Origin of the sequence: Oceanobacter sp. 1_MG-2023 (assembly GCF_030689025.1) — a bacterium.
Classification (GTDB): domain Bacteria; phylum Pseudomonadota; class Gammaproteobacteria; order Pseudomonadales; family Oceanobacteraceae; genus Oceanobacter.
Map to the genome: position 1 here is coordinate 260562 of NZ_JAUYWA010000001.1, position 14982 is coordinate 275543.

15 protein-coding genes and 2 tRNA genes are annotated in these 14982 nt (G+C 51.6%); 3 read left to right on the top strand and 14 right to left on the bottom strand.

The window, feature by feature from the left end:
• Nucleotides 1-7: 7 nt before the first annotated feature.
• Both zapE and Q8W22_RS01075 read right to left on the bottom strand, forming a co-directional pair.
• A complete protein-coding gene (zapE, locus tag Q8W22_RS01070) occupies nucleotides 8-1123 on the bottom strand; it encodes a cell division protein ZapE (RefSeq protein WP_303433741.1) in 1116 nt (371 codons plus the stop codon).
• A gap of 138 nt (nucleotides 1124-1261) precedes the next feature.
• Nucleotides 1262-1891 (bottom strand): alpha/beta hydrolase, encoded by a 630-nt coding sequence (locus tag Q8W22_RS01075; protein ID WP_305451374.1) that lies wholly within the window; start codon nucleotides 1889-1891, stop codon nucleotides 1262-1264.
• A 238-nt stretch (nucleotides 1892-2129) separates the two neighbouring features.
• Between Q8W22_RS01075 and cysD the strand changes: the two genes are divergently transcribed.
• Complete coding sequence (gene cysD / locus Q8W22_RS01080) at nucleotides 2130-3068, top strand: sulfate adenylyltransferase subunit CysD (RefSeq protein WP_303433847.1); 939 nt, start codon at nucleotides 2130-2132, stop codon at nucleotides 3066-3068.
• Nucleotides 3069-4676, top strand: coding sequence for a sulfate adenylyltransferase subunit CysN (cysN, locus tag Q8W22_RS01085; protein ID WP_303433745.1), 1608 nt, complete (start codon nucleotides 3069-3071; stop codon nucleotides 4674-4676).
• 156 nt (nucleotides 4677-4832) lie between these two features.
• Here cysN and Q8W22_RS01090 read toward each other — a convergent pair whose 3' ends face one another.
• The 7 genes from Q8W22_RS01090 to Q8W22_RS01120 all read right to left on the bottom strand — a co-directional run bounded on the left by Q8W22_RS01090 (nucleotide 4833) and on the right by Q8W22_RS01120 (nucleotide 10465).
• The gene (locus Q8W22_RS01090; RefSeq protein WP_305451376.1) at nucleotides 4833-5579 is read right to left on the bottom strand and encodes a TIGR04219 family outer membrane beta-barrel protein; all 747 of its coding nucleotides are present in this window, start codon (nucleotides 5577-5579) and stop codon (nucleotides 4833-4835) included.
• A gap of 248 nt (nucleotides 5580-5827) precedes the next feature.
• Nucleotides 5828-6538, bottom strand: a complete 711-nt coding sequence (purC, locus tag Q8W22_RS01095; protein ID WP_305451377.1) for a phosphoribosylaminoimidazolesuccinocarboxamide synthase — start codon at nucleotides 6536-6538, stop codon at nucleotides 5828-5830.
• Nucleotides 6539-6649: 111 nt separating this feature from the next.
• Nucleotides 6650-7408 carry an MBL fold metallo-hydrolase gene (locus Q8W22_RS01100; RefSeq protein ID WP_305451378.1) on the bottom strand — a complete coding sequence of 253 codons (759 nt, stop codon included), beginning with the start codon at nucleotides 7406-7408 and terminating at the stop codon, nucleotides 6650-6652.
• Nucleotides 7405-8064, bottom strand: a complete 660-nt coding sequence (gene bamC, locus Q8W22_RS01105) for an outer membrane protein assembly factor BamC (protein WP_303433753.1) — start codon at nucleotides 8062-8064, stop codon at nucleotides 7405-7407. Before bamC ends, Q8W22_RS01100 begins: the two co-directional genes overlap by 4 nt.
• A 4-nt stretch (nucleotides 8065-8068) precedes the next feature.
• Complete coding sequence (gene dapA / locus Q8W22_RS01110) at nucleotides 8069-8944, bottom strand: 4-hydroxy-tetrahydrodipicolinate synthase (RefSeq protein WP_305451379.1); 876 nt, start codon at nucleotides 8942-8944, stop codon at nucleotides 8069-8071.
• Between the two features lie 217 nt (nucleotides 8945-9161).
• Entirely contained in the window at nucleotides 9162-10220 is a 1059-nt protein-coding gene (locus Q8W22_RS01115) for an AI-2E family transporter (protein ID WP_303433756.1), read from the bottom strand.
• Complete coding sequence (locus Q8W22_RS01120; protein ID WP_303433758.1) at nucleotides 10217-10465, bottom strand: sulfurtransferase TusA family protein; 249 nt, start codon at nucleotides 10463-10465, stop codon at nucleotides 10217-10219. Before Q8W22_RS01120 ends, Q8W22_RS01115 begins: the two co-directional genes overlap by 4 nt.
• Nucleotides 10466-10622: 157 nt before the next feature.
• On the opposite strand from Q8W22_RS01120, the gene Q8W22_RS01125 reads away from it, so the two are divergent.
• Complete coding sequence (locus Q8W22_RS01125) at nucleotides 10623-12071, top strand: M48 family metalloprotease (RefSeq protein WP_305413806.1); 1449 nt, start codon at nucleotides 10623-10625, stop codon at nucleotides 12069-12071.
• 13 nt (nucleotides 12072-12084) lie between these two features.
• Here the strand turns inward: Q8W22_RS01125 and nadA are convergent, their stop codons facing one another.
• The 5 genes from nadA to pal form a co-directional block, all read right to left on the bottom strand.
• Nucleotides 12085-13119: a quinolinate synthase NadA gene (gene nadA / locus Q8W22_RS01130; RefSeq protein ID WP_305451380.1), complete on the bottom strand. Its 1035-nt coding sequence runs from the start codon at nucleotides 13117-13119 to the stop codon at nucleotides 12085-12087.
• A 134-nt stretch (nucleotides 13120-13253) separates the two neighbouring features.
• Nucleotides 13254-13329, bottom strand: a tRNA-Lys gene (locus Q8W22_RS01135).
• Between the two features lie 154 nt (nucleotides 13330-13483).
• Nucleotides 13484-13559, bottom strand: a tRNA-Lys gene (locus Q8W22_RS01140).
• Nucleotides 13560-13618: 59 nt separating this feature from the next.
• Entirely contained in the window at nucleotides 13619-14386 is a 768-nt protein-coding gene (gene ybgF, locus Q8W22_RS01145; RefSeq protein ID WP_305451381.1) for a tol-pal system protein YbgF, read from the bottom strand.
• An 8-nt stretch (nucleotides 14387-14394) separates the two neighbouring features.
• Nucleotides 14395-14958: a peptidoglycan-associated lipoprotein Pal gene (pal, locus tag Q8W22_RS01150; protein ID WP_303433765.1), complete on the bottom strand. Its 564-nt coding sequence runs from the start codon at nucleotides 14956-14958 to the stop codon at nucleotides 14395-14397.
• Nucleotides 14959-14982: the final 24 nt, after the last annotated feature.

Sequence of the window (14982 nt, forward strand, 5' to 3'; positions counted from 1 at the left end):
CACCGGCTCAGTCGATCTTGCACTCTCGAGTCAGGTATTCATGGGATTGCATTTCCAGCATCCGGGAGGTGGTACGCTGGAATTCAAATTCCAATTTGCCACCTTCGTAAATATCAGGAATCGCTGCACCCGCAGACATAATCACCTTGACGCCACGATCGTAAAACTCATCAATCAGGTTGATAAAACGGCGGGCCAGGTCGTCATTTTTAACGCTCATCACCGGCACATTGGAAATCAACAAGGCGTGGAACTGTTTGCCCAGCTCAATATAATCATTCTGTGAACGAGGGCCGTCACACAAAGCGTCAAATTCAAACCAGCCAACATCATTACAGACAGCCTTGGCCGGAATTTCCCGTCCAAGCACCTCAACGCCAACGTTAAATTCAACCTGGCTCATATCCGGTGCCAGGCTGTCAAAACTTTTCTGAAGGCTGGCTTCAGCGCTGTCGTCCAACGGGTAATGATATAGCTCGGCCTGCTCCAGTGTGCGCAAACGATAATCCACCCCGCTGTCCACGTTGACCACATCGGTGTATTTGTTCAGCAGTTTGATGGCTGGAATAAAACGGTCGCGTTGCAATCCGTTTTTATACAAACCATCCGGCACAATATTGGAAGTCGATACCAGCGTCACACCACGATCGAACAGCTCTTGCATCAGGCTGCCCAGAATCATGGCGTCACCAATATCGGAGACAAAAAATTCGTCGAAACAAATAACCACGGCTTCTTCAGCGATACGATCAGCAACGACGGTTAACGGGTTTTTGGTGCCCGCCAGCTTGGTCAGATCCTGATGCACACGCTGCATAAAGCGGTGGAAGTGGGTCCGCATCTTGCGTTCAAACGGCAGCGCTTCGTAGAAGGTATCAACCAGATAGGTTTTCCCTCGACCAACGCCTCCCCAGAAGTACAGCCCTTGCACCGGTTCCGGCTTTTTGCGGCTGAACTTGCTACCCAGCTTGCCAACAAAACCTTTGTTGGCCCGTCGTGCTTCGGCAGCCACCAGATCGTCAAACAGGCGCTGTAAATGTTTGACCGCCATTTCCTGGGCGGCATCATAAGAAAAGTCATCTCGCTGAAGGTCAGCTTGATAAAGCTCCCAAGGGGTCGACACGGGCGTACTCCATCGTAGGAATCGGGGGGCGAAATGTATCCGACCATGCCGAAAACATCAAACCGACTAATGGCTGCAATCCGGGAAAGATGGGTAGGTTTGACAGAAAATTTGCCAATTGACCGCTTCCGTGCCGGCTCAATCGGGTTTAAACGCGGCCATATCCCGAATCAGGGACTTTTTCAGCTCTCCCAAACGACCATGGAAGAAGTGGCCACCACCGGCAAAAACCTGCCAATGGGGTACAGGAACAACCAGATTGGTCCAGTGTTCTACCTCATCAAAAGGCACCACTTCATCGGCATCTCCCATATAGACAAAGGTTTCAAATTCATGGGGCAAGGTATTGGGGGCATCAAAATGATGTACTGCCGGTGCCATCAGGTACAGGGCGGCAATTTGCTCCGGCCTGTCTACCGCAGCCAGACAAGCCATTCCGGCACCAAATGAGAAACCACCCAGCAGAATGGTTTCCCAGCCCAAGGTATCACGGGCATAGTCCAATGCCGCCAGCACATCCTGTTGTTCACCACGACCGTGATCGTGTTCGCCGTCACTCTCACCAACACCCCGGAAGTTGAAGCGCAAGGTCGACATCCCCAAGCCCAGCGCCGTTCTCAGCGTGGTGGTCACAACCTTGTTATCCATGGTGCCATCAAACAACGGATGCGGGTGGCACATCAGCATTCCCACGTTACCTTGCTGGATCGTACGGCCGTCCAGTACTCCGGCTGGCCCTTTGATCTGTACTACTTGCTCTTGCGCCATGTCTGCTCCTGCTGGTTTTGTTGACGCTTCCCGGGACTGGCAGGAAGGCTATAAAGGCCATGAGGATACCATAGCCTGATGCGGCATTTAGGGCATAAGCAAGACCATATTATTAGAACCAAACGATCTTAATACTGCCTTTTTATATACCACAAGCCTTGTTATAGTCCCTGCAAATCGTAACAATCAGAGCCTAGACAACACGATTGCAACGCGGTCGTGATGCCTCTGAATCAGCATCCCTACTTCCGAGAATAATTGTCCCATGATCAGTGACTACCATCTCACCCACCTCAAGCAACTGGAGGCGGAGAGCATTCATATTATCCGTGAGGTTGCGGCGGAGTTCGACAACCCGGTAATGATGTATTCCATCGGCAAGGACTCTGCGGTCATGCTGCACCTCGCCCGCAAAGCCTTTTATCCGGGCAAACCGCCCTTCCCGCTATTACACGTCGATACCACCTGGAAGTTTCGTGAAATGATCGAATTTCGGGACAAGGTAGCCAAAGATATTGGTATGGATCTGCTGGTTCATATTAATCAGGACGGCGTCGACCAGGGAATTGGTCCTTTTACCCATGGCTCATCCAAGCATACCGACGTGATGAAAACCGCCGGTCTAAAACAAGCGTTAGACAAGTATGGCTTTGATGCTGCCTTTGGTGGTGCCCGCCGTGATGAAGAAAAATCCCGCGCCAAGGAACGGGTTTACTCCTTCCGCGACAGCAAGCACCGCTGGGACCCCAAAAACCAGCGTCCCGAGCTGTGGAATATTTACAACGGCAAGGTCAACAAAGGCGAAAGCATCCGGGTTTTTCCTCTGTCCAACTGGACCGAGCTGGATATCTGGCAATACATCTATCTGGAAAACATCGACATTGTGCCGCTGTATTATGCCGCCAAGCGTCCGGTGGTTGAGCGCGACGGTATGCTGATTATGGTCGACGACGACCGTATGCCATTGAAGGATGGCGAGGTACCAGAAATGAAATCCGTGCGTTTCCGTACGCTGGGCTGCTACCCACTGACCGGTGCGGTAGAGTCTGAAGCCACCACGCTGCCTGAAATCATTCAGGAAATGCTGCTGACCACGACATCCGAACGTCAAGGCCGGGCCATTGACCATGATTCATCCGGATCGATGGAAAAGAAAAAACAAGAGGGGTATTTCTAAATGTCTCACCAGTCCGATTTGATTGCTTCCGACATTCTGGAATACCTGGAGCAACACGAAAACAAGGAAATGATGCGTTTCCTGACCTGCGGTAACGTTGATGATGGCAAATCCACCCTGATCGGCCGCCTGCTGTACGATTCCAAGATGATCTACGAAGATCAGCTGGCATCCGTCACCAAAGACAGTGCCAAAGTGGGTACCACCGGCGACCGTCCCGACCTGGCTCTGCTGGTTGATGGTCTGGCTGCCGAGCGTGAACAAGGCATTACCATCGATGTTGCCTACCGCTATTTCAGTACTGCCAAGCGCAAGTTCATTATTGCTGATACTCCCGGACACGAGCAGTACACACGAAATATGGCCACCGGGGCATCGACCTGTGATCTGGCGATTATCCTGATCGACGCCCGTTACGGGGTTCAGACCCAAACCCGGCGTCACAGCTTTATTGCTTCCTTGCTGGGTATCAAACACGTCATTGTTGCCGTCAACAAGATGGATTTGATGGACTTTGACCAGGAGCGCTTTGAACAAATTCGTACCGACTATCTGGCCTTCGCCAAAGACCTGAATATCAGTGACATTCAGTGTGTGCCTATTTCTGCCCTCGATGGTGACAACGTCGTTGATCGCTCCAGCCGTTCCCCCTGGTACGATGGCCAGACGCTGATGGAAATTCTGGAAACCGTTGAAATTGCCGCTGACAAAAACATCGACAATTTCCGCTTGCCAGTACAATACGTCAACCGTCCGAACCTCGATTTCCGTGGTTTCTGCGGCACCATCTCTGCGGGCGTGGTCAAACCGGGCGACACGGTGATGGCATTACCTTCGCAGAAAACCAGCAAGGTTGACCGTATTGTCACCTGGGACGGTGATCAGGAAAAAGCCTTTGTCGGCCAATCCATCACCCTGACACTGGAAGACGAAATCGATATCAGCCGTGGCGATGTCATCGTCAAGGTGAATGACCAGCCGATCGTTGGTAATCGCTTTAATGCTGATCTGGTCTGGATGACCGAGCAATCCATGGTGCCAGGCCGTCCGTATGACCTGAAATTTGCTACCGGTGCCAGCGCTGGCACCATCAGCAAGATCCATAATCTGGTCGATATCAATACCATGGAAAAGCGTGAAGCCGATGAGGTAAAACTCAACGAAATCGCGCTGGTCGAGGTCAGCCTCGACAAAGCCGTTCCTTTTGATGCTTACGCCAAGGTTCATGGTACTGGCTGCTTTATCGTGATCGACCGTTTGACCAATGTGACCATTGGTGCCGGTATGATTGTGGGTGAAGCCATCGGCTCAGGTAGCTTCGAAGCCGTTGCGGCAGAAGAAAAAGCCCGCCGTTTTAATCAGAAACCGGCGATTGTCACCATCAATGCAGTCAATGCCGAAACCCTGGTTAATGGCCTTGATCGCCGCCTGTTTGAAATGGGTCGTCTTGCGGCTATTGGCGCTGCCGAAACCGCTCAGGTGTTAAAGGATGCTGGTCTGGTCGCTTTGGTCGCCGGTGGTGCGGACGGTGCTGATATCAGTATTGCTGCCGATGGCGACAACATCGACACTCTGATTGCGGCACTGCAGGATCAAGGCATTATCTGATGTCATGATCGGGCTACCCTGTCTATTGGTGCTGGTTGGCCAATGGACGGCATACAAAAAAAGCGGCTTGAAAGCCGCTTTTTTTTGTGTCAGACGCTACGATTGGCTAGCCAATGACTCTGCTACCGTTATGCATATTCATACGGTCATCGTGATTTACAAACCAATAGACAAGGACAGTCCGTAATACACACCTGATACATCCAGATCGGTTTCAATATCGATGTCATCCGGATCGGTTTCCAGCGTCATTTGACGGTAACCGGCTTCCAGACCAAGATCGACCACAGGAATTGGCAAGAGGTATCCAACGCCATAACTGATATCCGACAGTTTGTTATCGCCATAACCCACATAATTGATATCGGCACTGGCGTACAAGCCAAACGGCGTATCAATTTTCAATTCGCCATACACCATCGGCAATACCAGATCCAGATCCACGGTTTCAGTATTGCTGTCGCTCTTGACTTCAGCGTAACCATCAAACTGACGGCCACTAACACCGAAATTGATATCAACAAACGGGATCGGCAATGGCAAGCCCCAGTAAAGGGTCAGATCGGTATGGGTCAGATCAATCGTGCTATTCACATCGCCATCAAATGCTTCATCGGCAAAGGTAATATCTACCGTACCATTGCCACTGACTTCCAGACTGGTGCTCTTGATTTTAACGTTGGGAATAAAAGGGACTGGATGTTCAAAAAAAACGGTCAGCTGTTGACCATTTTCTTCTTCCATATTTAATCCATCTTCTTCAACCGATACGTCAGAATCGATCTGTCCAGTAGGATCGGCATTCCAGACACTGGCCTTGGCGCCAACGGTAAACAGAAGATCAGCCTGTGCTGACAAGGGAGCCAGTGCAACCAGTGCGACGGCCATTACGGTCTTTTTCATTGGTGTCATCCCGTTTCAATCTCGATAAAATATAATTGTGCAAACAAACCTGATAACGCCAGTCTGCCTATAAACCAGCAGAATGCCAATATTATGTGTCGACCATCTGACAAAACGGCAATACCATTTATTTATTGCTTGCTATCTTTTGTCACGACAATCCAAACTGGTCAATCCGCTCGTCACAGACCCGGATACAAAAACAGGCCCTACGGCCTGTTCTGATCAATCAGTCATGCTGTCACGTATCAAAACGTAATACCGATACGGCGTCCAACTTCCTCATAACCTTCAACCACATCACCCAACCCCTGGCGGAAACGGTCTTTATCAAGTTTTTCCCGCGTCGCCTTGTCCCACAAACGGCAGCCATCCGGCGAGAACTCATCCCCCAGCACAACCTCACCCTTATACAAACCAAACTCCAGTTTGTAGTCGACCAGAATCAGGCCACCGTCATCAAACAGGGTTTTGAGGGCCTTGTTGACAGCAAAGGTCAGCTCTTTCATACGATCGAGGTGAGCGTCTTCGGCCCAGCCAAAAGAACGAACGTGATATTCATTCACCATGGGATCGCCCAGCGCATCGTTTTTCAGGAACAATTCGAAGGTGACAGGATCCAGTTCGATACCTTCATCAACTCCCAAACGACGACACAGGCTGCCAGAAGACACGTTGCGTACAACGCATTCCAGCGGAATCATATCCAGCCGCTTGACCAGTGAGTCGGTATCCGACAACAAGGATTCAAAATGGGTAGGAATACCGGCTTCTTCCAGTTTGGCCATAATGAACGCATTAAACTTGTTGTTCACCATACCTTTACGATCCAGCTGCTCGACTTTTTTGCCGTCAAAAGCAGACGTATCGTTGCGGAATTCCAGTATCATCAGATCCTGATCATCTGTGCTGTATACCGATTTGGCTTTACCTGAGTAAAGCAGTTCGCGTTTTTCCATGGGAATCTCCGCCATTAAACAATAAATAATGAAGTATCCGCCTCATCGGCAGATAGCATCCTAATTCACAATATGAACGTATTAAACGGCTATAGAATGAACCTGCTGACGTTAAAACTCACACCAGTCAGCAACCCGGTTTTGCGCTAACAGGCGCACCGGCCTGTCGCTTAGCCCTGGTATAACTGCCAGTGCCTGCCCGACCAGGTCGGGGTGATTGTTTTTTTCACTGATATGCCCTGCCGTCAGGTGTTGCACTCCAGGCCAGTCGATACGTTGAATCAATTCCGCACACTGGGCATTACTCAGGTGTCCGTAAGGCCCGGCGACACGCGCCTGCAATCTTGGTGGGTATGGCCCTTTGCGCAGCATATCCGGATCGTGATTTGCTTCCAGCTGCAAACCATGGCATCCCTGATAAGCAGCGACAACATGCGGCGTCAAACTACCAAGATCTGACAACACGCCTACTTTCAGACCCGCTGCTTCCACCACAAATTGCAGTGGCTCCCGGGCATCATGAGGAACCGTCACCGCCGCAACGGACATACCGGCTACCGAAGCGAGGTCTCCACCCGTGAGTGGCTTCCAGCGAGGATGATCGATCCAACCCATATGAATCGCCGTTCCCTGAGAGCAGTACAAGGGAATATCCAGCAACTCGCACACCGCCATCACGCCTTTGGCATGATCGCTGTGCTCGTGTGTCACCAGTACGGCTTCCAACTGACCCGCATCGGCCTGGGCCGATTCGATCCGCTGCAACAACGTCTTGCGGCTGAAACCACAGTCGATCAGCAGGCTTCTGCCCTGGTGTTCCAGCAGTGTTGCATTGCCCTTGCTACCGCTGCCGAGAGAAATGTACCTCACTTCTCCAGCTGTTGTTTGATCGTATTCAGAACCGGTAAAGCGTAATCGTCTCCCGCCAGCTTATCGACATCTTCCAACAAGGACAGATACACACCGTGTCGTGCCCGGTTCATTTTCAACAAATAGGTGCCCGCAATCACTTCTGGCTCGGAACCCCAGAGTCTTGCCCACCAGCCACGCTCGTCATCCCGTTGCGGGCGGCTGATTTCCAGATAATAAGTACCCACACTGCGATTGAGATCGGTCATATTCAGATCAGAGGCAGCAATGGCTTCTGTTACCGCAGCCCAGGCGTAAGCAAACTGACCATCCAGACGTAATATCTGACTACCGGAGCCGTCTTTTTCGATACGCGGATTAAGATCCAGCGAGCGATATTCATTCAACGACGTGGCCTGCTCTGACGAGCTGTCGTTGTCATCGATTATCAACGCTTGTGGTACGGGTAACTCAAAACTGTTTGGCCGGTCAGGAATCACGGCCAATTCAGGAATAGGTAAAGCATTCCGGCGCGCCAGTGGCTGTCCATCCGGGGTTGTTGCCTCGTCATTCTCTGTCGTGGTCAGATAATCATCAGCGCGATCGCGAAAACGATCACCAAAGATGGTACTGCAACCACTGACAGCAACCACAAGCACTACCAGCAAATACTTCATGAGATCAGATCAACCCCAAAGCTGTCATCGCCAACTCAACCTTGGGTGCATAACGACGGTCCATTTCGACCAGCGGTAAGCGGATACCGGATTCCATACGGCCCATGCGAGCCAGAGCCCATTTCACCGGAACCGGATTCGCTTCATAAAACATGGCGTCATGCAGTGGCATCAGCGTTTGTTGCAACACCCGGGCTTCTTCCGCCTTGCCATCCAGAGCCAGCATGCACAAGTCGTGCATCAATTTGGGCGCCACGTTGGCAGTGACTGAGATATTGCCTTTGCCTCCGGCCAGAATCAGCTCATGGGCCGTTGGATCATCACCGGAATAAACCGCCATACGATCACCAACCAGTTCGATCAACTTGCGTGCCCGGTCGATATCGCCGGTCGCTTCCTTGATCGCCACAATCTGCTCAACATCCGCCAGAGCCGCCACGGTTTCCGGCAACATATCGCAGCCAGTACGACCAGGAACGTTATACAGCCACTGCGGCACATCCACCGCCGCCGCGATGGTTTCATAGTGCTTGATCAGGCCACGCTGGGGTGGTTTGTTGTAATAAGGAGTGACCAGCAAGCAGGCATCGGCACCGAGGTTTTTGGCTTCCTGGGTCAACTCAATCGCTTCGGTGGTGCTGTTGGCACCGGTGCCGGCAATAACCGGACGACGTCCGTTAACCAGTTTGACGACCCGATCAATAACAGCGCAATGCTCTGTCGTGCTCAGCGTTGCTGATTCTCCTGTTGTTCCAACAGGCAAAATCGCATCGGTTCCCTGCTTGATGTGGAATTCCACCAGGCCATCAAGAGCTTCCCAATCGAGAGAGCCGTCGGGATGCATTGGCGTAACCAGTGCCACAATACTGCCGGTGATCATGAAATTGTACTCCACAAAACGAACTTCCCCTGCCATCTTGATGGAAAAGCAGGGATCCAAAAAACAAGAGCGTAATACTACTGGTGCGGCGTTATCGAGACAAGAGAGTCAAGCCGCTTGCGAGTGATTAGCGCCGCGCAAACGCTGATTATCCGCGCCCGGGCTGCCATTTTGCCACTGCCACCCAGTCATTGTGCAACTACCGCTCAATTACCGCTCAATCATGACCAGTATGGCCAGGCCAGGACTGGATCACCGCCTTGAGCAAGGTCGCCAGTGGAATCGCAAAAAACACGCCCCAGAACCCCCACACTCCCCCGAATACCAGTACCGCAACAATAATGGCTACCGGGTGCAGGTTTACCACCTCTGAAAACAACAGTGGCACCAGCACATTACCATCCAGTGCCTGAATAATGCCGTAAACCGTCATCAGGTAAAAAAAGTCATTATTCCAGCCCCACTGCATATAGCCCACCAGAGCGATCGGGATTGTGACTACCGCTGCACCGATGTAAGGCACCAGCACCGACAATCCGACCGCAATCGCCAGCAAAGCAGCGTAATTTACTCCCAACAGCAAAAAGGCTACGTAGGTAACCCCGCCCACAATAACAATCTCGACCACCTTGCCGCGAATGTAATTGGCGATTTGCAGATCCATTTCGACCCAGACTTCGTTCAACAAAGCACGCTGACGTGGCAGAAAATTCAGACACCAGGACAAAATATCGTCCCCGTCTTTCAACAGAAAAAACACCAGGATAGGTACCAAAACGCAATAAATCAGCATCGCCATCAGCACGGTAATGCCGGAAAGGGAAAAGCTCAGCGCCCATTGCCCCATCGACGCCAGTTCTTCTCGCGCCTGATGTACCCACTCCTGCACCTGAACCGTGGTAATCAGGTCAGGGTATTGTTCTGGCAACAACATCAGCAGCGCCTGACCTTTACTGGCCATTCGTGGCAGCTCATAAAAAAACTGTGACAATTGCGCCCAGGTGGCAGGCAGAATAAACAGCAACAGGGTCAACATCACCCCGACAAACATAAGAAACACCGCCACCGTCGCCGTCATATGCCCAACCCCGCGCCGTTTGAGGAACTGCATACTGCCCTGTAACAGATAGGCCACCACCACCGCGGTCAGGAATGGCGCCAGGACATTGCCCATAAAACCGATAACCAGCAAAAAAGTGCCGATCAGCAGCAACAGCAATAACGCTTCTTCATTAGAGAGATAGCGGTCGATCCAGCGCCCGAAAACCTTGATCATCGTTTGACTCCCTTGACAATCCAGTAGTGATATTCATTTCCTTCCCGGGAAGCCGACATAAGTTGGTGTTCCGACAATTCCAGATAGCGTGGTATATCACGCCACGAGCCGGCATCACAGGCACGTACCAACAAGACATCCCCCACTGCCAGGCTTTTTAATGCCAGCTTGGTTTTAAGCAAGGGGAGCGGACAGCTCAATGCCGTTACATCGAGTAGTTGAGTATAATCATTCGGGTTAGACACACATTCCGCCATTTGCCACACTGCGAACCAAAAGAGATCTGGATGATCTCAGACACATGGGCCATTAAGCAATAATCTTGCGCACCACAGCACCTTGTAACAGTGAGTCAGCCAGACCATGTACTTTTCATTGACATCAAGATCCGGGACACACCGATTGAAACTCCGAAAAGCCTTGCTTGCGACTACCTTGCTGTTTGCTTTCAACACCAGTATTCATGCCGCCAGCAACGATTTGCCCGCACTGGGAGACGCAGCCTCATCGATTGTTTCCCTGCAAGAGGAATACGAACTCGGCCGCGCCTGGTTACGTCAGCTGCATGCACATGCCCGCACCATCGACGACCCGCTGTCCATCGAGTTTATCGAAAACCTGGTGTTTCGGATGATTCCTCACAGCGGTGCGCCACAGCAGGATTTTGACTTTGTCATTATCGACAAAAAAGAACTCAATGCCTTTGCAGTACCGGGCGGTGTAATAGGCATCAATCTGGGGCTATTACTGTACACCCGGGACGAAGATGAAATTGCTGCCGTACTGGCTCACGAACTGGCTCACTTGAGTCAGCGTCATTTTGCCCGCCAGGTCGAACGGGCAGAACAGCAGCAACCCATGGCCATTGCGACCCTGCTGGCCTCCATCCTGCTGATTGCAACCAATAACGCCGATGCCGGTTTTGCCGGATTAATGGCCAGCCAGGCTGCATCCATCCAGTCACAACTGGCCTATAGCCGCGATTGGGAACGGGAAGCAGACCGTATTGGTATTAACACCCTGGCAGAATCCGGCTTCGATCCACAAGCCATGCCATCCATGTTTAACCAGATGATGGCGGCCGGGCGCCTTGGTAAAAAGCCACCGGAATTTCTGCTGACTCACCCGTTAACACTGAATCGGGTATCCGATGCCGCCGCACGAGCTGAAGGTTATTCCTCCCAACCGCGCCACCTGAGTTTTGACTTTGCCATTCTGAAAAATCGCGCCCGTATCCGTTATCAGCTCAGCGACAAACAGGTAGCGGCCACTTTTACTCCGGAAGCCGAAGCCACCGATAATTCATCCCTGACCCGGAATGCCGCCCGCTACTCTCTGGCCGAATACGCCTTGCAACATCAGGACAATGCAACCGCCCTACAGCAATTAAACCAATTGGATGCAAGCTACCAACAGTCCCCGGCTGCCCTGGCACTGTTGGCCAAGGCGCTAACCGCCACCAACCAGGCCCCCAAAGCGCTGGAGATGCTGACACTGGCACTGACCTATCATCCCGGCAGTTATTTATTGATCAGCACCCGGGCCAATGTGCTTGCCGCACTCGGACGTGCAGAAGAAGCGGTCAACAGTTTGCGGCCACTGACCGAGCAACGTCCAACCACCCCGGCGCTATGGTTTCAACTGAGCCAGCTGGCGGCCCAGGCGAGCCATACGGTACTGACGTATCAGGCCAGTGCTGAATACTGGTATTTGAACGGAGATTACACCAAAGCCAGCCGGCAAATGGATCTGGCTATCGCAGAAGCGGCCAAAAAGAAAGATTTCCAGCGCCAGGAGGCGCTGAAAGAGCGGCTAAAAGGCATGGCCGCCAGTCAAAAACAATTAGGGTAAAACAAACAGCCAATCAAATCTTAAAGTCCAACATTCGTTGCAGACTCCGAATCGCACCGACCCGCAGGGGTTCGGCAACAAATATTTCCTGATCGCCATTATCCAACACACTGGCAATATTGCGCAGACCGTTCATCGCCATCCAGGGACAGTGGGCACAACTGCGGCAAGTAGCGCCATTACCGGAGGTTGGTGCCTCTACCAGTAACTTGTCGGGTACCGCTTGCTGCATTTTGTAAAAAATGGCTTTGTCAGTAGCCACAATCAGCACAGGGTTAGGCAACTCTACCGCCGCCTTGATCAACTGACTGGTCGAGCCAACCGCATCGGCCAGCTCAACCACGGACTGAGGAGATTCCGGGTGCACCAGAATCGCGGCATCCGGATATACCAGCCGCAAATCCTGCAAGCCCTTGGCCTTGAATTCATCATGGACGATGCATTCGCTGTCCCAGAGAATCATATCCGCACCGGTCTCCCGGCACACATAATCCCCAAGATGACGATCAGGTGCCCAGATCAGTTTTTCACCCTTGCCGTGTAAATAGTTCACCACATCCAGCGCAATACTGGAGGTCACCACCCAATCGGCACGGGCTTTCACCGCCGCCGAGGTATTGGCGTACACCACCACGGTACGATCCGGGTGCTGATCACAAAACTCAGTAAATTCATCCACCGGACAACCAAGATCCAGTGAACAGGTCGCTTCCAGCGTCGGCATCAAGACCCGTTTTTCCGGGCTGAGTACCTTGGCGGTCTCACCCATAAAACGCACCCCGGCCACCACCAGGGTACTGGCTGGATGATTGGCACCAAAGCGAGCCATTTCAAGAGAATCGGCAACACAGCCGCCGGTTTCTTCCGCCAGCGCCTGAATAGCAGGATCGGTGTAATAATGCGCTACCAGGACGGCATCTTCGCGCTGCAGCAGCGTACGAATCTGTTCCTTGTAGTGAGTAATCTGGTCAGCGTCCAGTGGGGCTTCAGGAGTTGCCCAGAAATCCTGGACGATATGTCGTTGTTCTTGTTCAGCGGCCTGGGACATAGGGTTCTCGGATACCAGTCGAAATGCAAACAGGGCCAAGTGTAACACAGTAGAAAAGCAGGCAATGGCCACTGCGTTTAAGCGAATCGCAAATAAAAAAGGGAGAAAGCAATGCTTTCTCCCTTTTTAGGAATTGGTGGGTCGTGCTGGATTCGAACCAGCGACCAATTGGTTAAAAGCCAACTGCTCTACCAGCTGAGCTAACGACCCGATACCTTCGTATTCTACTGACAAGGAATAAATTGTCAACCTTTTCAGTAAGTTACCCCATCCTTAAATCTGCGTCCGAACAAATCTCCGAAAGATTTTTGTTCATTTCGATCTGTAATTACTTGAGTAACTACAAACCAACACCAGATTTTAATGGTGGGTCGTGCTGGATTCGAACCAGCGACCAATTGGTTAAAAGCCAACTGCTCTACCAGCTGAGCTAACGACCCGAAGGAGGCGCATATAATACTTAATTTTGGGGGAGTGACAAGTCTTTTTTAATAAAAATTTATTGTGCCGGTGTTATTTTTTCCAAATAACCCTCAGCCTGACGCACCGTTACAGGAGAAGACGTCGCATAACGTTCCTGGATAGTCTCCAACCAGTGTTGAGCTGCCGCAGTATCACCGGATTTGTGCAGGGTCACTGCATATTTATAAGTCGCATCGGCCGCCTTGCTGTGATCAGGAAAATCATCAATCACCGTGCGGAAACTTTCCAATGCTGACGGATACTCACCCCGTACCAGATACACTTCACCGTTCCAGTACCAGGCATTGGCCACCAGTTCATCCTCGGGATATTGCTCAACAAAGCGTCCGAATGCCTGATTGGCCTGTTCAAATTTTTTGTCTCTCACCAGCATCATTGCCTGGTTATACACGTCCTGCGCAGAGGCTTCTGCTGATGCAGCAACAGCAACCGGTTTCTTATCGGCTTCTGTCGTCAGATACACAATACGCCGATCCAGATCCAGATAACGATTGTCACCGTCCCGCTTGAGTTGCCGTAATTCGTTACTCTGCCGCTCAATCTGACCACGCAGTTCAGCAATTTCCTGCTGCATTTGCTCAACCTGCATCAACAACTCGTTGACCAACTCTGGAGAGGCACCGGACTGGGTCGTACTGGAAGAGGGAGAAGTAACAGCAGGTTGACTAACGGAAGCAGTCGATGACGCAGGAGTTACCACAGGGGCAGCTCCTACCGAAACCCACTCTTCCGCTTGCAGGCTGGCAGACAATGCCAGCGAACAAAGGAAGTACAATGATTTCATTAACGACTCTAGTATTTCACTTCAACGCGACGGTTTTTGGACCAGCTGGATTCGCTGTGACCCATGGCAACCGGACGTTCTTCACCAAAGCTGACAACTTCCAGCTGACTGGCACTGGCACCATTGGCCAACAAGAAACGACGGACAGCCATACCGCGACGCTCACCCAAAGCCAGGTTGTACTCTACAGTACCACGCTCATCGGCATGACCTTCCAGAACAACGCTAGCCGAGCTGTTTGCAGCCAGGTAAGCGGCGTGTGCTTTCAGGGCAGCCAGGCTGCTGCTTTTGATTGAGCTCTGATCAAAGTCAAAGTAGAAGACAGTCTGTTCAAGCAATGCTGCTTCAGCTTCTGTCATCCGGGATTCCAGAGTCTCGCCACTGACTGCAGAGGTATCAACCGCAGTCGTGCTTGCGTCTTCAACCGTTTCTTCAACTTCGGTAACCACTTCTTCAACTTCAGTTACAGTCTCAGATTCGCCTTCGTTGATTTCACCAGTGCTTGAACATGCAGCAACCAGCAGTGCTCCCAGTGTTAACCCCAAGGCTTTATACAATGCATTTATTTGCATAACTGTCTTCCCACTCCACTTGAT